Genomic DNA, 20421 nt, shown 5'->3' on the forward strand with positions numbered 1-20421 from the left:
CCCCAACATTAAAAGTGTTGTGCTCTACCTGCTGAGCTAGCGAATCAATCCTTTTTGTTTTTCTTTCGAAATGCGGGTGCAAAGGTAGAACATTTTTTTAGAACTCCAAAGGATTTCAAACATTTTTCTTATCTTTGTACCATTATCAACAATATACATTATCAATATATGGCTGACGATAAAAAAATTATCTTCTCAATGGTGGGGGTGAGCAAAGCTTTTACACCCAATAAAAATGTACTGAAAAACATTTATTTATCATTCTTTTATGGGGCGAAAATCGGTATTATCGGACTTAATGGTTCCGGTAAGTCAACATTAATGAAGATTATTGCGGGTTTAGAAAAATCTTATCAAGGGGAGGTCGTATTTTCTCCGGGATATTCTGTGGGATATTTGGCCCAGGAACCTTATCTTGATGATACAAAAACTGTAAAAGAAGTGGTGATGGAAGGTGTACAACCTATTGTTGATGCACTGACGGAATATGAGGATATTAACCAGAAGTTTGCTTTACCCGAATATTATGAGGACCAAGATAAAATGGATGCTCTTTTTACTCGCCAGGGTGAATTGCAAGATATTATTGATGCAACAGATGCATGGAATCTGGATAGCAAACTGGAACGTGCGATGGATGCACTTCGTTGTCCGCCAGAGGACCAACCGGTAGCCAATCTTTCCGGAGGTGAACGTCGTCGGGTGGCACTTTGTCGTTTGTTATTGCAGAAACCGGATGTGCTGTTGTTGGATGAGCCTACCAATCATTTGGACGCAGAGTCTATCGACTGGTTGGAACAACATCTTCAACAGTACGAAGGAACAGTGATTGCAGTAACGCACGACCGTTATTTCCTTGACCATGTTGCAGGTTGGATTCTGGAGCTGGACCGTGGTGAAGGTATTCCGTGGAAAGGAAATTACTCTTCCTGGTTGGAACAAAAGACGAAACGGATGGAGATGGAGGAAAAGACAGCTAGTAAACGTCGTAAGACATTAGAACGGGAATTGGAATGGGTTCGCATGGCTCCAAAAGCCCGTCAAGCGAAAGGTAAAGCCCGTCTGAATTCTTATGATAAGTTGTTGAATGAGGACGTGAAAGAGAAAGAAGAAAAGCTGGAAATCTTTATTCCGAATGGTCCTCGGTTGGGGAATAAAGTTATTGAAGCTAAACATGTAGCTAAAGCTTATGGTGACAAACTCTTGTTCGACGACTTGAATTTTATGCTTCCTCCGAATGGTATTGTCGGTGTTATCGGTCCGAATGGTGCGGGAAAGACTACGCTTTTCCGTTTAATCATGGGATTGGAAACTGTAGATAAAGGTGAATTTGAGGTAGGAGAGACTGTAAAAGTTGCGTATGTGGATCAACAGCATAAGGATATCGATCCGAACAAAAGCGTTTATCAGGTAATCTCCGGTGGTAATGATTTGATTCGTATGGGGGGACGTGACGTTAATGCCCGTGCTTATTTGTCCCGTTTTAACTTTTCCGGAGCTGATCAGGAAAAGCTTTGCGGCGTGCTTTCCGGTGGTGAAAGGAACCGTTTGCATTTGGCGATGGCTTTAAAAGAGGAAGGAAATGTATTGCTGCTTGATGAGCCTACCAATGATATCGACGTAAATACATTACGTGCTTTAGAGGAGGGTTTGGAAGATTTTGCAGGTTGCGCGGTTGTCATTTCCCATGACCGGTGGTTCCTTGATCGTATTTGCACACATATTTTGGCTTTCGAAGGAGACTCTAATGTATTTTACTTCGAAGGTTCCTATTCGGAATATGAAGAAAATAAACTGAAACGTTTAGGGAATGAGGAACCGAAACGTGTTCGTTACAGAAAGTTGATGAGTGATTAGGATTTTATTATAAATTGAAAGTTTATAAAATATTTATGAATGAAATTGAAAGGCCCTGCATCTTTTGCAGGGCTTTTTTTGTTTTCTAACGCAATAAAATGTTTATCTCTCTTAAAATTTTGTAGTATGAATGTAATGTAAGTCTAAATAATATTAATTATCTTTGTTCTGCAAATAAACTTATATTTAATAAAATCAATTAACAAACGAGCAGATTTATGAGAGAACATTTAATTCGTTTCCTGCTAACAATTATTTTAATGTTAAGTATTGCCGTTACGACTATTGCCCAGACAACAGTGAAAGGACAGGTAGTAGACGTAGATACGGATGAACCATTAATCGGCGCTACCGTAACTGTGGAGGGAGTTTCCCAGGGCAGTGTGACTGATGTAGACGGTAACTTTACTTTGAAAGTAGCTAAGAATGTAACTTTGATTATAAAGTATCTTGGTTATAAAGATTTACGGAAGAAGATAACCCGTGAAGGTGTCGTTGACTTGGGAATATTGAAATTGACTCCGGATGCTATCGCGTTGAATGACGTAACCATTACTTCCTCAGTGGCTATAGCCCGTAAGACCCCTGTGGCTGTCTCAACTATTGACCCGGTTTTTATTGAAGAGAAATTGGGCACACAAGAATTTCCGGAAATCTTAAAATCTACTCCGGGAGTATATGCCACTAAACAAGGTGGCGGATATGGTGATTCCAAAATTAATATGCGTGGTTTTAAGACTGAAAACATTGCTGTGATGATAAATGGCGTACCCATGAATGATATGGAGTGGGGTGGCGTTTACTGGTCGAATTGGGCCGGATTGTCAGATGTAACACGTTCGATGCAAACCCAGAGAGGTTTGGGAGCTGCTAAAGTTTCTGCTCCATCCGTTGGTGGTTCTATCAATATAGTAACCAAAACGATTGATGCACAAAAGGGTGGTTCTATTTCTTATGCGATGGGAAATGACGGGTATAATAAAATTCTTTTTACTGTTTCTACAGGTTTGAGTAAATCAGGTTGGGCGATGTCTGTCTTGGGAGGTAAGACTTGGGGAGACGGCTATATTCAAGGAACGGAATTTGAAGGTTATAATTGGTTTGTGAATATAGCGAAACGTTTCAACGATAATCACCAGTTGTCTTTTACTGCGTTTGCAGCACCCCAATGGCATAATCAACGTAATAACAATGATGGGCTGTTTATTGACAGTTGGCAGTCATTAGCTAAAAACTACATGAATGGGGATAGTCCGTATAAATATAATCCGACTTATGGTTTCGGTCGTAACGGAGAACGTAAGACCTCTTCATACAATCAGTACAATAAACCTCAGTTATCTTTGAATCATTTATGGCAAATCGATGAAAAATCGAGTTTGAGTACGGCGCTTTATGTTTCATTGGGACGTGGATATGGATATTCCGGACAAGGGCTAACGTCCGATGACAGAAATGCATGGTACGGTTCTTCTTATGGTACTTTGAATACAAAATTCCGTAAAGCGGATGGTACTTTTGCTTATGACGAGATTTATGATTTGAATGAAGCGAGTGAAAATGGTTCGGTGATGGCAATGTCCAAGTCTAAGAATGACCATAACTGGTATGGCTTGCTTTCTACCTATACCACTAAATTTGGAGAGAATTTTGATTTTTATGGTGGTGTTGATGTACGTTATTATAAGGGAACACATACTAATGAACTGGTCGACCTTTATGGAGGTGATTATTATGTAGATTCATCTTCCAGAAAGAATGTATTGGCAGATAACAATATAGCTGCGGCCAATCCGGATTTTGTGAATCAAAAACTAAAAGTCGGAGATGTCGTTTATCGTGATTATGACGGCTTTGTCGTTTCAGAAGGTGCATTTGCCCAAGCAGAATATAATAAAGGTGATTTAAATGTGTTTGTTGCCGGCTCAATTTCTAATACGGGCAATTGGCGTTATGACCGTTTTTATTATGATAAAGCCCATGCAAAGTCAAAAACTGTAAATTTTATAGGTTGGACGGCAAAAGGCGGTTTAAACTATAATTTAGGAGAACATCATAATGTATTTGGTAATATCGGATTTATCAGTCGTGCTCCTTTCTTTTCAGGCGGTGCGTTTTTACAGTCTACAACAAGTAATATGACTAACCCGGATGCTGTGAATGAGAAAATCTTTTCTGTGGAACTAGGTTATGGTTTCCGTTCTAAGTTTTTCACTGCTAATTTGAATATCTATCATACAAAATGGATGGATAAGACGATGACTAAAGGCATTGAGGTTTTGGATAACGATAAATTCGTTGACCGTATGGGGTTGAATATGAGTGGTGTAGATGCTATTCATCAGGGAGTTGAATTGGATTTTGTAGCTAAACCCCTTTATTGGTTGGATGTTACAGGCATGCTTTCGATTGGAAACTGGAGATGGGCTAGTAATGCTAAAGGATATTTCTATGATTCCTCCGGACAGCCGGTTGCGAAATATGGAAAGAATGCGGAAGGTAATGTGGAAATTGTCCATGCCTCAGGTATTCAGGCGGAAGACCATGCCTCTATGACCGTTAATCTGAAAGATGTAAAAGTGGGAGGTTCTGCACAGACAACTGCTGCTTTAGGTACTATTTTTAAGATAAACAAACAGCTCCGTGTCGGAATAGACTGGAATTTATATGCACGTAATTATGCCGACTGGTCATTTAATGCCAGTGATATAGCTCTTAACGGAGTGAAAAACTATTCTACTCCTTGGCGCATTCCGACGGCCAGTACATTTGACTTGAATGCTAATTATCGTTTCGAAATAGGTAAGATTGACGCAAGTGTTTCCGGAAACGTAGAGAATGTATTTAATCAGGAATATATTACGGATGCTACGGACGGTGGAAATCATGATTGGAAGACATCTTATGTATTCTATGGATTCGGTCGTACATTTAGTGTCAGACTTAAACTTAATTTTTAATATTTAATTAATTGGAAGACGATGAAGAAAAATCTGTTTATTTCATTGACAGTATTGATATTGCTGGCAGGATGTGATTACAATGATAAGTACTTCGATGGCTTGGATGAGATTAGTAGACCGACTGATGTGAAGAAAATCGAATATACGTTGACTGATGAAGACTATGCGGCGGTTGCTTCTAATGAAACCAATAAAGCCTTGGCAGCGGAAAGAGGGCATGAAGAAGAGCTGGCAGCATTGAAAACTACTCTGACTTTTACTTCGACGATAACCTCTATTGAATATCTTCCTGCATTTATTGCGGCTAAGTGGTACACTGCGGATGATAAGTCTGTAGTAAAAATTACTTGTAATGAAGAAGGAGGAGATGCCAGTTTGTCTGAAGCGGTGATAAAGTTCAGTAAGGGGAAATTATACACTTTGACAGATGCCGATTATAAACAAGTTTGGGAAAAAGATATTAATATATTTTCGCCGTCCAAGCCTGCTTCGGATTATTTACCGGGTATTTTGGCCGGAGCTATTTCTGGTGCAGAAGCAGGTACTTATATTTATGCGTCATATAATGTGTCAGATCGCGAGCCGGTTGCTATAACCTATGCTTTTGAAGAGGACTTCGAAGGTACGTCGCATAAAACAGATATCGAAAGTACCAAGTGGAGCAACATTACTATAAAGGGGAACAATAAGTGGCAGGGATATCTGTTTGGAGCGAATTTATATGCCAATATTTCCGCTTATAGACATGAAGGAGAGCTGGATGCATATTTGGTTTCCCAGAAAATAAATATTAAAGAAAACATGTTGTTTACGTTTGATGCATTGTATGCTAATTATGTAGCTACGGGCGGTAAAGTATCGGTGTTGGTTTATACGGATTTGGATGAAGTGACAGCCGAAACTTTAGCTGCTGCAACTCCGGATGATTTGACTTCTCAGTTTCAGATTCCCACCTCTACATCAGGTAGCGGTGATTTTGAGAATGCAGGTAATGTAGATTTGTCTTCTTATGCCGGTAAAACAATTCGTATTGCATTCCACTATACGGGAAATGGTACTACTGGTGCAACCTCTACAATTCGCATTGATAATGTGGCTGTTAAAACTCCGGGGAAAAATACCTATTCCGTTGTCAATTCTCTTTATGAATACAATGGAGAAACCTGGGAAGCATATTCCGGTACGGACATCAGTGTGTTGAGTCAATCGGATTTTGTGCGTATGGGTTTGAAATATGACAACTTCAGTTCTTCCGCAAAACCGGATACATATCTGCCTACTTATATGGCGTTGACTTATCCGTATGCGCAGAAAGATGATTTGAAATGTGTTGCATATAAATATTACGACGGTTCTACAACGGATATTCAGGTAGGAGAATATAAATGTGGAGAAGGTAATGTCTGGAGTAGAACAAGTAATGTAGTAACCAATCAATTCAAACGTTCGAAAGGAGAATGGAAATACAGTCCAGATGTTACGATTGAATTGAAACCGGGTAGAAACCAACCTGATGTAGCGGAGTACTATCAAGCGATTGTTGATTATGTGGCTAATGACCCTACGAAAGGTGAAGATTATTATCAGACAGGCTATACGAATGCAGAGTTCTATTATGGAGCTTCATCATACCAAAATAATATAAGTTTCAATATCTCTTCATGGAGAAGCTCATGCCTGGCTGGAGAGCAAGCGTACGGTTCGTTGTCTGATGAAGAATTAAAAGCTTTAATGAATAAACGTCTACCGGAAGCGTTTATTCCGGCATTGGAAAAATTGCATCCTGATGCAGACCTTTTGCCAAGCGGTGCAGAGCTTAATTATATTATAAATTTTGGAATTTATGAAGGTAGTTCGATAACGAAATGTACGCATACTATTGCATATAAGGTGGTAGGTAAAGGTAAATTTGAGTATGTCCCGGATTCCTTCCAACCTCTTGAATAATAGAGAAGTCATTTGGGTATTATAAGATGTAAAGAGACTGCCTGTATAGAATTGAAGATATATCATTTGAATGATAGAGTTTCTTTCTTTGGGCGGTCTCTTTACTCTTTTGTTTTTTGTGGATTTTATACGGTATGGGCTGCTTTTTTCTTAGATTTTATTTTCACTTCTATAGTTTTGTTCTCATGATTACCGGATTATGGTCGCTGTATTTCCAATTGGGAGAGAAATAATCTATGCCTTTAAATTCGGAAGAATGAAGAATATAATCAATTCTCAATAAACGCTTGAAGTATTTGAAAGTGTACATATACCCGTGTCCGCAAGTTTGAAAGCCATCCAGCAGTTTGCCCCCTTTTATGGTATGGTATATATAGGAAGAAGGTAAAGAATTGAAATCCCCGCACACAAGGGTAGGGTGGGGAGAAGAAGATACCAATTGATTGATAAGGTTGGCTTGTATGGCACGTTTTCGAAAATTGTCATATAAACCTTTGATAAGGGTAAGGGCGGCACGTTCAGTTCTTTGAGTAACCTCTCTTTGAATCTCTTTTTTAAGTTTCTGTTTATTGCGGTTTACTTCTGTCGTTTGCAGATGGTTATTAAATAAACGGATTGTGCGGTTACTTACCTCAATGTCACACCAAAGACTGCAATTATTGGAGCCGGGATAGGTAATCAGACATTTTTCTTTAATGGGATAGCGGCTGAAAACAGCAAGTTGTAAAAGATGTCGCCCATCGGGAGAAGAAGGAACATAATAGAAAGGCCATTCTGAAAAAACAGTACGGAGACTATCGACTGTAAGCTCATTATTAATGCCGAATTCTTGAAAACAAATAATGTCAACTTTCAGGTTTCTTATTTGAGAAGCGATTTGTTTATATGAATGACCGGTCTGCTCATTGTTGAAATGATTGACATTGTAGGTGAATACGGTCAATAGTCTGGGGGTATATGCATTGATTTGAACCTTGGGCTCGGAAGCCGAATGAAAAAGAGGAAACTGAAAGATACATTCCAGATAATTCCAATTTCCGAGTATCGCAATCAGAGGAATAAAAGCCCAGTATCGCCAGCGAATTATCCAATAAACAGCAAAAATGAGATTTACCGACAAAAGTGCCGGTAATCCCAAACCTATAAAAGGAATGAGTTGGGAATCGTCCGGTGAAGTGGTGCCGCTGAAAATACCTGTTAATGTAATGCCTGCTAACGCACAAGTCAACAATATGGAAATGTAATAAAACAGTCTGTAAAAGGCTTTCATCTTTTTCTATTATATTAGAATCATCTTATTATACATGCATTTTGTATTATTCTTGTATCCCGTTTTCTTTTGACGGTGACAGCCATTTTTCGATTATTTCTTTTAATTTGGCCTGTACGATAGGTTTGGATATAAAATCATTACATCCTGCTTCTTTTGCAGCCTTCTGGTCTTGTTGATAGGCATATGCGCTTTGAGCGATGATAGGAACAGTGGCGGACAATTCACGGATGATTTTCGTTGCCTCCAATCCGTCCAGATTAGGCATTTTGATATCCATTAAGATAAGAGCCGGTTTCATCTCATCATACATGGAGACAGCTTCCATACCGTCATGAGCTCGGATTATCTGATAATTTTTACCGAGAATGGCATAAAGCAAGTCATAGTTACTGTCCGTATCCTCGGCTATTAATATACAAGCCTGTTTCTTTTGACCTTGTTCTCGTCCTGTTTCTTTTGACGGCTGGAGGATTGGGGAAGATTTCTGTGTCGTTTTGTGAGGTAGCAGAATGCAATTTTCGTTTTCTTGCGTTATTTCTTTAGAAGATGGCATATTTCCGGGTAGCGTGAAATAGAATGTGGTACCAGCGCCAAATTCTGAACTGACAGAAATCTTTCCACCCAGCCTTTCAACGATTGACTTACATATAGACAGTCCCAATCCTGTACCTGGCGCATAGTTATTCAATTTGGCAAAACGTTCGAATACACGTCCTACTTTTTCAGGTTCAATGCCTGTACCCGTATCCGTTACATGAAAAACAACCTGGTTATCAATCAACTTATATCCGTAGCGGATACTTCCTTCTTTTGTAAACTTGAACGCATTATTTATCAGATTTGACATTACCTGGAACACGCGGTTCTTGTCTGTTGCAATTGCCAGATTTTCATCCGAAGGTTCGTAAATGAGACTGACTCCTTGAGGAGCCCGGAAGATATGGGCATCGTATATTTCTTTGCATAAATTATGAAGATTGGTAAGTCCTATTGTAAATTCGATAACGCCGGATTCAATTTTCGAAAGGTCGAGAATCTCATTGATAAGGTTCAGAAGGCGCTCGTTGTTGGCTTCAACAATGTCATAATATGTTTTCCGTTCTTCCGCATCATCACTCTCGGCAATGAGATGTGAGAAACCGACAATAGCATTTAGGGGAGTACGTATTTCGTGGCTCATGTTAGCGAGGAAAGCCGATTTCAGTTTGTCGGACATTTCAGCTTTCTCTTTTGACGATTGAAGTTCTCGCTTGATGGTTTCCAGTTCTGTAATATCCCATTCGATGCTGACGATGATGGGAGAAGATAATTCGTCACCGTCCACTCGTATTTTTCGTTTGTCGAGGATAATCGGATTCCCGTTTTTGTCTCTGCCTTCAACAGTCCAATGCAATCCTTTTCCAGTGGTAGCGACCAGAATATCCTCTTGCCTTTTCTTTTCCGCTACTATGGGAGGATAATAATCGAAGTCATTTTTACCGATAGAATCGCCGATACAAAGGTCCCGATTATATGATTCGCGATTTCGATACAGATATCTGAAATCATTGTTTATCTCTTTTACAACGATACCGGCAGGCAGATGATTGATAGTGGTATCCATAATAAGATTGAGGCGTTTGATTTGAGCCTCATATCGGATTCGTTCGGAAATGTCGTGGGCAAACGACCAGTAACTTTCTTCACCGGAATCATTGATAACGTTGTACATTGTTCCCTCATACGCCAGGATATTTTCATTGATTCTTGAAGGGCGGTGAGCTATGAAATAATTATTCCTGCCATGTATGATAGCCTTGCAGCGTTCGTTCCAAGCTTCCTTTGTGGGCATATCTGCAGTAAAATCGTAGACCTTTAACTTGCTGATATCCGCACTTTCGCTGATTCCGTGGTTATTTAGGAAACGGCGGTTGGCGAAAATGAGCGTACCGTCTTCCTTAGCGGCGAAAATACTTTCTCTTGCATTATTTATTGCGTGCGTCAATGTACTGATGTCATTTCTCCGGTGTTGGATATCGGTGATATTTTGGATATACCCTTCGATGCTTAAACTGCCGTCCGGCAGTTCCTCACGCAAATATGCCTGGATACGCATATAATATATCGCTCCGTTCACTCGGACACGGTAACTGATACTTTCCGTATTCGATTCTTTGATATTGTTACAGTGCCAATTGATAAAAGTTTGCCGGTCTTCCTTGAAGATGTATTCCAGGTATTTTTCAAAAGAAATATGCTGTACGGCTTCTTCACATAACACTCCGGTATATCCCAGATAGTGAAACACATTTTCATGACTATTATAAATCCATTGACCTATTTGCGCTACTTTCTGGATTTCGCGCAATGTACGGTTGGCCTGTTCCAGTTGGCGTTTTACGTTGCTTCTGCGGGTGATATCCCGATATTGGCAAAGGACCATCCCATCATAAGGAAACATGATACATTTAAAGTAAAAAGTATCTTCTTTCAGTATCAGTTTAAAATTCTTGCTGACGCTTTTTTGTTTCTTGAGTACAGATTGAAAAACAGGAATCACTTTTTCCCGTGTGTATTCCGGCAGAAGTTCGAATATATTTTTCCCTAGAAGCACTTCTTCCTGCAGGAACCATAAATCGCTGTGAGAATCAATATCTATGCACATACCTTTTTTGTCAATTAGCAACATCGTGTCAGCAGTCAGTTTCAGTATCCTCTGTGCATTGTCGGCATTGTGTAATGTTCTGTTCATGTTTATTCGATTAGATGATTAAGATTATTGCATTTTGACAAAGATAAGAAAAGATTTGATTATCTGTTTTTATTTCCCGATATGGTTCTTTTTTATTTTTCTGCCCGTTTTGCTTTTTCCCATGTTCCGTTTCCTTTTTTCTTTCTTAAATACCGGATTCCTTTTAATACATTTATATTCATAAAAAGAAAATAGTAGGGAATGAAGAGAAATTTGTTTTTAATTCGTTTGGTAGACAGGTAATATCCCCAATATCCCGTTCCGTAAAAAAGAAGTTGTAAACCGAGCAAAATACCGTAAAACACAGGAGCTTCACCCAATGCCAGGATAATGACATTCAGGGGAAGAAGCGCGAATAGCAAAAATGGCGTGACAGACCATCTCAGTACCCGGTGTGATACATATTGGAAACTCAATATCCCGTAACGGAAAGGATTTAGTAACGGATGGAGCCTGCGGATAGCTTGAAGTCCTCCGGCGGCAATCCGCACCTTTCTTTTTTCTTCTTCATACATATTAGCCGAGCCGTTCTCGATGGCGTAAGCGTTGGTACAATAGGCGATGACATACCCCTTCATTGTAATTCTCAAAGAAAGTACAAAATCATCAAGCAAAGTATCCGGTTCCATAGGTTCAAATAACTCTCTCCGTATGGCAAACAGTTCTCCTGCTGCTCCTACGGCCGAGTATAACCGTGCATCAAGCGCTTTCAAAGTAGATTCGTATTTCCAATAAATCCCTTCCCCTCCGGTAGCAGCTTCGTCTTTCAGTTGCATGGCAATCCGTTTTTCTCCTGCCACACATCCCACTTTCGGATTTTGAAAAGCGAGTACAATCTCTCGAATCGCTTCCCGGTTCACCATTGTATTGGCATCGGTAAATACTACCAATGGAGTTTCAACGAACCTCATGCCCCGTGTCATGGCAGCAGTCTTCCCTTGTCGGAGCGGGTGGAAAAACACTGTCGCCTTTTCTTTCCAACGGGTCTCCAGACGTTCATTTGTACCGTCATCACTTCCATCCGTCACCCATATAATACGTAGTTTATCTACGGGATAGTCTAATTCAAGGCTATTTTCCATTTTCTTGTCTACCACCTCTTTTTCATTAAAAGCAGTGATAAACAATGTGACTTCCGGCAAGTCGTTATCCGGTACAGATAATGAATACTTTACAGGCTTTATAAAAAGTTCTTTCAGTTTTACGAGAATATAGAGTATGATTCCATAACCCAGATATGTATAGAACACAATAAACAGGGCAAACCAGAAAATGATTTCGAAGCAGGAAATAAGAATTTCATTCATAGTTTTTATTGTGGCAAAATTAGTGAAATATATTATAATATCGTATTATACAACTATTTCTTTCTGAACAAATCTTATTCGATTCGTCTGAGCAATTCATTTTTCTTCTCCGATTCTTTCAACATATTTACAAAGTAATAAGCATCTGTCTTAGCGGAAATACTTGCCTGGTCCGCTTCATATCGTTCTACGAAATTCTCCGCATGTTCCGTTAGAGATGTCCGGCAATCAATATTTAGCATGAGTTTATTGTCGTAATCGCCATAACTGAATCCGGTTATATCCTCATTTGTTTCTATATATTCGATGTCAGACAGGGAAATTCCTTGTATATTAACTGTAACCGAAGGATAATAAAAATTATTCTCGCCGTTCAAGTCCATCGTCAATTTCCACATATGAGGAGCTGTTTGGCTGATAGTCGGTTTGCTGTGCTGGCGATAATAATAATATTCATAGTATTCCTCTTGGCTGGTAAACCACATGGAATCATCGCCGTCTTTTCCATAAGTATCATTAAGCCATTCCAGAAGGTCTATCCATTTGGTATCTGTGCTGTGCACTCCTACGGAGATGGCTGCCCTTTCCTCTTTAGGGAGTGCCAATTCTTCGAGAATGGCAGCTTTTATCATATCTTGTTCAGTTAGTCCGCTATTTTCAGGTGGACTATAAAAAGCCCTTTCAAGTATAACCTTTTCCAAATCCTCCTTTTCTATGAACGGATATAATTTTACAGCTCCACTTTGTGCGGTCATGGTCCTGATAGGCGGGTATTGCATGGCAGCTTCAATATATGCTTTTTCATTATTCGGTTCCGCAAGCATTTTGCAATTACGATTATTTAGTTTGTTATAGATGATATTTTGGGCGATAGGGAAATGTTCCATGAGTTTTTCAGGCGTTCTTTCCTCTTTCTCTACGTTCAAGTCATGGAAAGCTATGCCTACTCCATAGTTTAGCATTTCCTGTAGGTCACCCCATAACAATCCCGATTTTTTATAAAAACGGTAATAATCTTTCGTATATCCTTTTTGTATGCAGGTTGTGGCATTCATAAAGTCCCATTCTGCCGCTACTGTGACACCGAAAGAGAAACGTACTTCCCGTCCTGTCCCGTCTGTAGAGGCTAAGGTCTTTCCTAAAGAATAAGTATCAGGCGGTAAGTCTCCGTTCTGGAGATGTGCCAAGTCATAAAAATAAGTGTAGGATAAAGGTTTGCCGTGAATAGCTGCCCATGTGTAAGAGAAAGCCGAATGCGGGCAGTCGTCCTGCATCATCATAAACAACCATTCTTTGTTATATTTCAATGGCGGGATTTCGGCATATAAATATTCTGCTTGTTTTTCAGGTTTTACATGGATTGTTATTTCAATTTCTTTATTCGTTGTCTCATTGCCGAAATCATATATAAAATCTGTTTTGCAGATGATATCCTGCCTGTTGCCATAATTATTATCTTCCTGACCCTGATATAAGTTCAGTTTGCGGATACAACTGGACATTGCCAGACTGACAGTTAAGAATAAAACAGTACTGATATTTAATTTTTTGCTCATAGATTTATGTTTTCTTTCTCGATAATGTTTTCCTTTTAAATTATTTACTACGATTGTTCCTTATTTTCCTGGCATGACTATGCTTACTTGTTTTTTATCAGATTATTTTCTTCGTCCTCATATTCTTTCTTCTGAGTGAAAAGTCCTCCGATATTTTTTAACCGGTTGATTACACGTACTTTAAAACTGTTAAACAACGAACCGTCGGCACTTACCGTTCCGTATCCTGTTATTGCCCGTGCACACCGTTTTCGAATAAAAACTATTTTTCCGTATCTTTTCAACTGTAAGGCCAGATATCCGTCTTCTCCGCGGATAATATCCGTACGAATCCCTGTTTTTTGTGCATAATCTGTCCGATAGGCGAATACAAGCCCCCGTACGCTGAGTTCCGGACGTTTAAAAGATTGGAGCCATAAATAGATGTCACGGGCAGTTTCATAGAACTTCAATCCCAGCCACGAATGGTGCTTGTCCGGAATATAACTCCAAAGCGAGCTGACTGCCACTACCTCTTTTTTCTCAAGTGCGTCTACCATTGTTTCCACATATTTGGGCGGATACATCGTGTCGGAATCTATGTTGATATGGTATTTGCCTCTGGCATGGCTTAACCCGCAGAGACGTGCGAAGCCGCAACTGTGCCGCGTCTCCGTATAGCAAGGCACACCACATGCATTATAGACTTCGGCCGTACGGTCTTTCGAGTCGTTGTCTACGCCGATGATTTCCATGGGATATTTACATTTCATATCGCTCAACGACCAAAGGCAGGCAAGCAAGTGTTTTTCTTCATTGTAGCCGATAAGCGCTACGGTGACAAGCGGTTTGTCACTCTGTAGCTTAGCAAGTTTACCGCGTACTTCTTCTATGACAGATTGCGGAGCTTCCTCAAAAGGCTTTTCATAAACCTGTAAATATTTAGAATACCATTTCATAAGTTATTGGATGTTTTGTTCATTGACTGTAGCCGGGACAAGGCTTTCAAACAATTGCCTCCATTGTTCCGCTATGTTTTCTATCCGGAAACGTCGTACATTGATGCGTGCCTGTCTGCCCATCTCTTTCCGGGTCTTTTCATTCTCTATCAGATATGAGATTTTTTCCGCCAGTTCTTCAATATTCCCGTCCTCTACCAATAACCCGTCTTTACCGTCATTGATGATATCTCTCGGCCCGCAAGGGCAAGTGAATGAAACAGGAGGTACCCCACATGCCATTGCTTCGATAATCACCATTCCGAAACCTTCGAAACGGGAAGAAAGGACAAATATCGAACTTTCACAATATTTGTCCGCTATATTTTGTACGGTCGGTTCCAATATACAACTTGAAGTGATTCCTAATGAGTCAATCTGCCGTTGTAGCTGCTCCCGCATGCCGTCACCATAAATACGGAGTGTCCAGTCCGGATGATGTTGCGCAACAAGATGCCAAGCGGAAATCAGACGGTCAAATCCCTTTTGCGGAACATAACGCCCTACGGCTATGACTTGTTTGAGGCTACCGTCAGATGTTCGTTCAGGAAAAAACGGTAATGGATTGTGAATCACTTTTACATTATTCAGTTCTGTCCATTCACGGGCGTCCTCATGGCTCAATACGATAAAGCTTTTTAATTGGCGGAGTTGCCCGTATAATTGTTTTCTCCAATAATTACTGACAATGGTACGTATGAATGCAGGTAGGCGGTTGTTGCTGAAATCCCGGTAATTGGATTTATTAAAATGGATTTCTCCTAATTTCACACTGCCGTCTGTCATACTATTGATAAAATTGATATCCCGGCGGAGCAGGGAAATAGTGATGTCCGGATGAATCCGGTGCAAACATTCATTGAGCTTCTTCTTGAATAACCTCTGTTTTCCGATGTATTTGAACAGTCGCCGGTGAAAAGGCATATCATTCAATTCGTCATAATCTATGTCGAGTTGATGAAGGATGATAGAAGAATGTAATTCATAATACGGCTTTCGGTCTTTTCCGTCCGTCAGAATGATATGTATTTCGTAGCCGAACACTTTTGCGAAATAGTTTGCTTTTAGTGTCAATACCCGTTCCATACCGCTGGGATAATAGAGCGAGGGAATGCAATAAGCTATTTTCATATTTATCAGAATATTGTTTGTCGATAGTTGTTTGTTTTTTCAGGTTATCCCGACCGAGTCGAGCACTTTCCGCATTTGTGCCTTCCACGATAAAAAGCGGACAGAGTTACGTATCTCGGAAGAAGACATTTTCAAGGACTGCCTGAAATTGATTAATCCTTGGATATCAACCGGAGATTCATCCGGGGGAATTTTCCATACATACGGCATTCGGTCGAAGTCTTCATCTGTTTCCGAGTATGTAAAGGCGATTCCCCGGGCGGCATATTCACGGTTTTTCAAAGTTTTGATGAAAGTAATCCCGGAACGGTGGCGCCCCAGGCTGCCGATGGCGAAATCCGCCTGTTCAAATTGGGCATCCAGTTCCTTGCCGTGTAAAGGACCGTGTAGAAGAATGTAAGGTTCTAAATGATTTTCGCGGATAACAGGTAAGATTTCCTCACGTTCGCGTTCGCCGGACAATGGTCCTACGATATGGAAATATACTTTATATTCCGGATGAGTCTGGTAATACATAGCCAATCCGTGTACAAGACGGTCGAAACCGTGCCAATAGTGCACTTCCGCTACACCGATTAAATGCAGTTCTTTTGAAATATCGTTGCAATACCGTTTCATTGGGACAGCTTCAAAATCTATACCGTTGGAAATCCGTATGGTATGTCCGCCAAAAATCTCTTTTGCATTGGAAAATGTAACGATACCATTAAGCGTTCTAGCCAATTGACGGCGAAAACAACGGTCGATGGCAAGGTGGAGTTTCATTTTACGTGTGATATACTCCTGGTCATAAGGATAGGTCGGAATCTCCATTACGACCTTTGCCCCGATACGTTTTAAAGACCTGACTAACCGGAGGGTAAAAGGACTGGCATTGTGGAAAGAACGGATATAAACCAAATTGATACTCTCGCGGCGGACATACTCGATAATCGGGGAATAATAAACCCGTTTCCATATTTTTGCGGCAAACCCCGTACCGAAATCGGCTATAACCTCGTCGTCCACCATCCAGCGTCGTCCTCCGTATGGAGTGACGTCATAATGGCACAGGCGGACATCCACCCCGCATTCTTTGAGGGCTTTCACCTGGTAATGTATTTTCTTACTAATCCCGTTGGCTTTGTCGAAGCCGTGGAATATAAGGAAAAGGGCTTTCATTCTTTATCTGTCTATTATTACTTTATTTAAATCTGCCGTTTTCATGCATCCTTCAAAAAATCTTCATTTTCAAAGAGGAGAATATTTCTGGCAGGCGTTACATAACAGGATATATAACGTATGAATTTATTCTGATACTGTACCTATTCTGTTGTTTCCTTTATTATTGATTCCTTTTCTCAATTTATCTGAGCGATAATCTGTTTTCGGTATTCTTCGCCGGCATCTGCCACTTCATTTCCTATGGCGGTTTCATTCACATATTTTCGTTTCAATTTAACTTTCTTGCGCGCTCCCATTCGCCACCATTCGTATTCCACATCCACATGTCCGATATCAACAGCTTGATAACCGGCCTTGAATAAGTCATAGGATAATACGGTTGCTGCCGGACCGAGTGCAATCAGGAACAGAACTTCTTTTTCCAGCTTGCAGGCTTCCCGTTTGATATCCTCCATGCGTTCAAATGCATTGCGGGACGGACAGAGAATGCGGCGGATGCTTTTCGCATTGTCGAAAAGGTCATTGCCTACTCCGAGACGGCTTTTCTCCCCTTCGATAAAAACGATATCCCGATTCATCCAGATATTCTTCATTTCCTGAAACCATCGTGCAGAATCCTCCTTACGGGCAAAATCCATATAAGGACGAGTGACAAATGTATTATAATATTTCCGGTCTGCCGTTAACAGACGGTCCCACCAGGGACCATACAAGTAAAGATGGGTTCGCCAGAAACGTCGGCTCTTGCGGTTATATCGATATAAATCGCAGAACACGTCGGAGATACAGACAATATGGCCTTTCTCTTGGCTTCTCAATACCTCGTTCAGTCGTTTTGCCAGCAGCGGGCCGCCTTTTTGAAAACGGATTTCTTTATCCGGACTGGTGAGCAGAATCTCACCGTCTCCAAATCGGCTGACAGAACAGCGGTCATCAATGATTTTGCGTATTGTTTCATCTATAGACGCTACTTGCGGTATGACTTTTCTTTTTTTCCGTAATGCTATATACCAGAAATTGTACCATTCTACAGTACTACCGTATCTCAATTTATAATGCAATGTTATGAGGACGTTCCGTATATTCATAGTTATGGATTTTTTCTGAATGACTGCAATTTTCTGATGATGTCATATTCATGAGTCATTTGTATATAGATGCCAAAGATAATAAAACTAATGAAACTTTTAACGGTAACTGTTATAAAAATATCCCTCCCTTCCAATATATAGTGCAATGGAATAAGGAGTAAAGTTATCAGGCAACTCACTATCAGCGGAGAGATAAGCTGATGTACAAATGTTCGGATGTTTCGTTGAAAAGTGACACGGTACATTTGCCAGTAGCATTGTGCGAAATTGACGGTGAATGTTATGACGATACAGCCGGCTATGGCTGTCAGCGTACCGAAATAGAATATTCCCAGCAATATTCCCGTTATATTAAGTACGGACGAGAACAGTCCGCATATGAATAGGCTTCGCGTGTCACCGGCTGCCTGGAAGATAGAGCCTGACGAAGAAAGAATGATTTGAATACCGACTGAAAGTGCCAGTATTCGAAATACCGGAACGGACGGTAACCATTGGTCTCCGAAAATAATCAACGTCACCTCTTCCGCGGTAAAGAAAAGTAGTACGCTGAGCGGCAATCCGATAAAAGAGAGAAAACGCACGATGCGCTCGTAAGAGGTTGCCAATTTATCTTTGTCATCCTGAAAATCGCTAAAGACAGGATGCATTACCGGAGTAATTACTTGAGTGATATTTTGCAGAGGAAGCATCATCAGCCTGTAGGATTTCTCATAATATCCTAAATCAGACATGCCCATGTATTTGCCGATGAGTAATTTATCTAAATTGCGGCTGAAATAATTGATGACATTAAACAAGAATTGATAAGCGGAATAAGAGATTATCTTCCGGAGTGCCGGCAGTCCCCAGGTAAAATGCAAACGTTGCGGATAACGCTGGTAGGAAATAATAAATATAAGAATGCTGGATATAATCGGGTTGATAATCAGTGCATACAGGCCGGCGCCGCATAATGCGGCGGTTATGGCGGCCGTACCTGCCGAAATCTGAATGATGAAGCTGCGGAGAGCGATAAATTTAAATTCTTTGTTCCGGTAGAACATCGCTCCCGGCACAATGGTGGCGGAAGCAAAAAAGAGATTGACGGAAAGCAACTGGCACAGCGTCCTCAGGATGCTGCTTTCATAATAGTCGGCAATCAGCCACGAGGCAGCGAAAAACAGAGCGCTGATGCCGATACCTGCCCATACGGTGAAGGAAAAGATATCCGACAGTTCTTTTCGTGTCAAAGACTTGTGCTGCACGATTGCAGGTGATACTCCCATATCAGTAAACAAGTTGAAGAATGCGATAATGATAGTGGCGATAGCTACTATTCCGAAGTCCTTCGGTGATAACAGGCGGGCCAGTACGCCCGCGACGACGAGAGAGATGATAATGCCACTGTATTTTGCCAGCGCCGTGTAAAATATTCCGGAGAATAGCTGTTTTTTGATATTGTTTGTCATTGTTGATTGTCGTTTTGATGATTAGTAAGCAAGGATTTGAACAATAATATGCCGATTGTCCTTGCCGAAACATATTTTCCATATTTGACAAGACACAACCATGTAATCCTGAATCGTTCCGATATTTTTAGTGAATGCGCCTGCCATACGGCGGCATTGAGCATTTGTGACAGATATAGGTCGATAATCGCTTTAGTCCTATGTCTGGCGGTTTGTTTTCTGAAATCGAGAATCTTCTGTGTAACAATAAAGTATCCCTCCATGTTCCGGTAAGCAAATTTGCGTGTCATAATCGAATTCTCTCTGATACGCCGTTGGAAGAATGCCCGTTTAATGCAAGCGGTTTTTCCGGCTTGCAGATAAAGCAGGGTCGTGAATAACTGGTCCTCGTGTATGATACCGGGGTAGAATTGCAACTGGATTTCTTCCAGAAAAAGTCTGCGGATAAAATTGAGACAAACGGAAGGAGTATATATTCTCTTCTTTAGTTGAAGCTCAAGCGCTTCAATGCCGGTATAGACTTTATTTTCCAGTTTGTCCGTCCGTTTGTAATTCAGCGCAGGAGCATTCCGTACGTTGCCGTCACGGAAACATTGCGCATCGAAAAATACAAAATCAAGCTCCTCCTCTTCGCATTTGTGATAGCACAATTCCATTGCATCTTCTTCTAGCAAGTCGTCGCTGTCCATAAAATAGACATATTCGCCGTGAGCATGGGAGATGCCGGCATTGCGTGCTTGGGATAATCCCCGGTTTATTTGCGTGTATATTTGTACACGGCTGTCCGTAACACTTATTTCTTTTAGGATTTTCAGGCTTTCATCTGTCGAGCCGTCATTTATAACGATTATTTCCAGTTCTTTTAAACTCTGGCGCATAACGCTTTCTACCGCTTCGCGGACATACTTTCCAGTATTGTAAACAGGAATGATAATGCTGACTTTTATTCTATTATTTTCCATACGTTTGGTTG

Annotated in this window: 13 protein-coding genes; 3 read left to right on the forward strand and 10 right to left on the reverse strand. The window is 40.6% G+C overall.

All coding sequences use genetic code 11. The features are described from left to right. Positions 1–168: 168 nt before the first annotated feature. The 3 genes from ettA to Q5076_RS15125 all read left to right on the forward strand — a co-directional run bounded on the left by ettA (position 169) and on the right by Q5076_RS15125 (position 6767). On the forward strand, positions 169–1857 hold the full coding sequence (gene ettA, locus Q5076_RS15115) for an energy-dependent translational throttle protein EttA (RefSeq protein WP_303014438.1): 1689 nt from the start codon (positions 169–171) through the stop codon (positions 1855–1857). Between the two features lie 218 nt (positions 1858–2075). Then, on the forward strand, positions 2076–4817 hold the full coding sequence (locus Q5076_RS15120) for a TonB-dependent receptor (protein WP_303014439.1): 2742 nt from the start codon (positions 2076–2078) through the stop codon (positions 4815–4817). Between the two features lie 21 nt (positions 4818–4838). After that, complete coding sequence (locus Q5076_RS15125) at positions 4839–6767, forward strand: choice-of-anchor J domain-containing protein (protein WP_303014440.1); 1929 nt, start codon at positions 4839–4841, stop codon at positions 6765–6767. 169 nt (positions 6768–6936) lie between these two features. Here Q5076_RS15125 and Q5076_RS15130 read toward each other — a convergent pair whose 3' ends face one another. The 10 genes from Q5076_RS15130 to Q5076_RS15175 form a co-directional block, all read right to left on the reverse strand. Beyond that, positions 6937–8037, reverse strand: coding sequence for an endonuclease/exonuclease/phosphatase family protein (locus Q5076_RS15130; RefSeq protein ID WP_303014441.1), 1101 nt, complete (start codon positions 8035–8037; stop codon positions 6937–6939). 46 nt (positions 8038–8083) lie between these two features. Continuing rightward, the gene (locus Q5076_RS15135; RefSeq protein WP_303014442.1) at positions 8084–10771 is read right to left on the reverse strand and encodes a PAS domain-containing hybrid sensor histidine kinase/response regulator; all 2688 of its coding nucleotides are present in this window, start codon (positions 10769–10771) and stop codon (positions 8084–8086) included. A 92-nt stretch (positions 10772–10863) separates the two neighbouring features. Continuing rightward, on the reverse strand, positions 10864–12078 hold the full coding sequence (locus Q5076_RS15140; RefSeq protein WP_303014443.1) for a glycosyltransferase family 2 protein: 1215 nt from the start codon (positions 12076–12078) through the stop codon (positions 10864–10866). A 74-nt stretch (positions 12079–12152) separates the two neighbouring features. Then, on the reverse strand, positions 12153–13634 hold the full coding sequence (locus Q5076_RS15145; RefSeq protein ID WP_303014445.1) for a hypothetical protein: 1482 nt from the start codon (positions 13632–13634) through the stop codon (positions 12153–12155). A gap of 83 nt (positions 13635–13717) precedes the next feature. Beyond that, the gene (locus Q5076_RS15150; RefSeq protein ID WP_303014446.1) at positions 13718–14572 is read right to left on the reverse strand and encodes a glycosyltransferase family 2 protein; all 855 of its coding nucleotides are present in this window, start codon (positions 14570–14572) and stop codon (positions 13718–13720) included. A 3-nt stretch (positions 14573–14575) separates the two neighbouring features. Continuing rightward, complete coding sequence (locus tag Q5076_RS15155; protein WP_303014447.1) at positions 14576–15742, reverse strand: glycosyltransferase family 4 protein; 1167 nt, start codon at positions 15740–15742, stop codon at positions 14576–14578. A gap of 39 nt (positions 15743–15781) precedes the next feature. Continuing rightward, a complete protein-coding gene (locus Q5076_RS15160; protein WP_303014448.1) occupies positions 15782–16903 on the reverse strand; it encodes a glycosyltransferase family 1 protein in 1122 nt (373 codons plus the stop codon). A gap of 179 nt (positions 16904–17082) precedes the next feature. Then, the gene (locus Q5076_RS15165; RefSeq protein WP_303014449.1) at positions 17083–17994 is read right to left on the reverse strand and encodes an SP_1767 family glycosyltransferase; all 912 of its coding nucleotides are present in this window, start codon (positions 17992–17994) and stop codon (positions 17083–17085) included. 2 nt (positions 17995–17996) lie between these two features. Next, a complete protein-coding gene (locus tag Q5076_RS15170; protein ID WP_303014450.1) occupies positions 17997–19448 on the reverse strand; it encodes a lipopolysaccharide biosynthesis protein in 1452 nt (483 codons plus the stop codon). After that, positions 19445–20410 (reverse strand): glycosyltransferase, encoded by a 966-nt coding sequence (locus tag Q5076_RS15175; protein ID WP_303014451.1) that lies wholly within the window; start codon positions 20408–20410, stop codon positions 19445–19447. Before Q5076_RS15175 ends, Q5076_RS15170 begins: the two co-directional genes overlap by 4 nt. Positions 20411–20421 lie beyond the last annotated feature (11 nt).

The organism is uncultured Bacteroides sp., from assembly GCF_958445495.1.
Lineage (GTDB): Bacteria > Bacteroidota > Bacteroidia > Bacteroidales > Bacteroidaceae > Bacteroides.

Bases quoted from the DNA above. Each gene is read 5' to 3' on its own strand.
- Q5076_RS15140 (WP_303014443.1), bottom strand. From the start codon at position 12,078: ATGAATGAAATTCTTATTTCCTGCTTCGAAATCATTTTCTGGTTTGCC.
- Q5076_RS15130 (WP_303014441.1), bottom strand. From the start codon at position 8,037: ATGAAAGCCTTTTACAGACTGTTTTATTACATTTCCATATTGTTGACT.
- Q5076_RS15170 (WP_303014450.1), bottom strand. From the start codon at position 19,448: ATGACAAACAATATCAAAAAACAGCTATTCTCCGGAATATTTTACACG.
- Q5076_RS15145 (WP_303014445.1), bottom strand. From the start codon at position 13,634: ATGAGCAAAAAATTAAATATCAGTACTGTTTTATTCTTAACTGTCAGT.
- Q5076_RS15120 (WP_303014439.1), top strand. From the start codon at position 2,076: ATGAGAGAACATTTAATTCGTTTCCTGCTAACAATTATTTTAATGTTA.
- Q5076_RS15135 (WP_303014442.1), bottom strand. From the start codon at position 10,771: ATGAACAGAACATTACACAATGCCGACAATGCACAGAGGATACTGAAA.
- Q5076_RS15175 (WP_303014451.1), bottom strand. From the start codon at position 20,410: ATGGAAAATAATAGAATAAAAGTCAGCATTATCATTCCTGTTTACAAT.
- Q5076_RS15150 (WP_303014446.1), bottom strand. From the start codon at position 14,572: ATGAAATGGTATTCTAAATATTTACAGGTTTATGAAAAGCCTTTTGAG.
- Q5076_RS15125 (WP_303014440.1), top strand. From the start codon at position 4,839: ATGAAGAAAAATCTGTTTATTTCATTGACAGTATTGATATTGCTGGCA.
- Q5076_RS15165 (WP_303014449.1), bottom strand. From the start codon at position 17,994: ATGAATATACGGAACGTCCTCATAACATTGCATTATAAATTGAGATAC.
- ettA (WP_303014438.1), top strand. From the start codon at position 169: ATGGCTGACGATAAAAAAATTATCTTCTCAATGGTGGGGGTGAGCAAA.
- Q5076_RS15160 (WP_303014448.1), bottom strand. From the start codon at position 16,903: ATGAAAGCCCTTTTCCTTATATTCCACGGCTTCGACAAAGCCAACGGG.
- Q5076_RS15155 (WP_303014447.1), bottom strand. From the start codon at position 15,742: ATGAAAATAGCTTATTGCATTCCCTCGCTCTATTATCCCAGCGGTATG.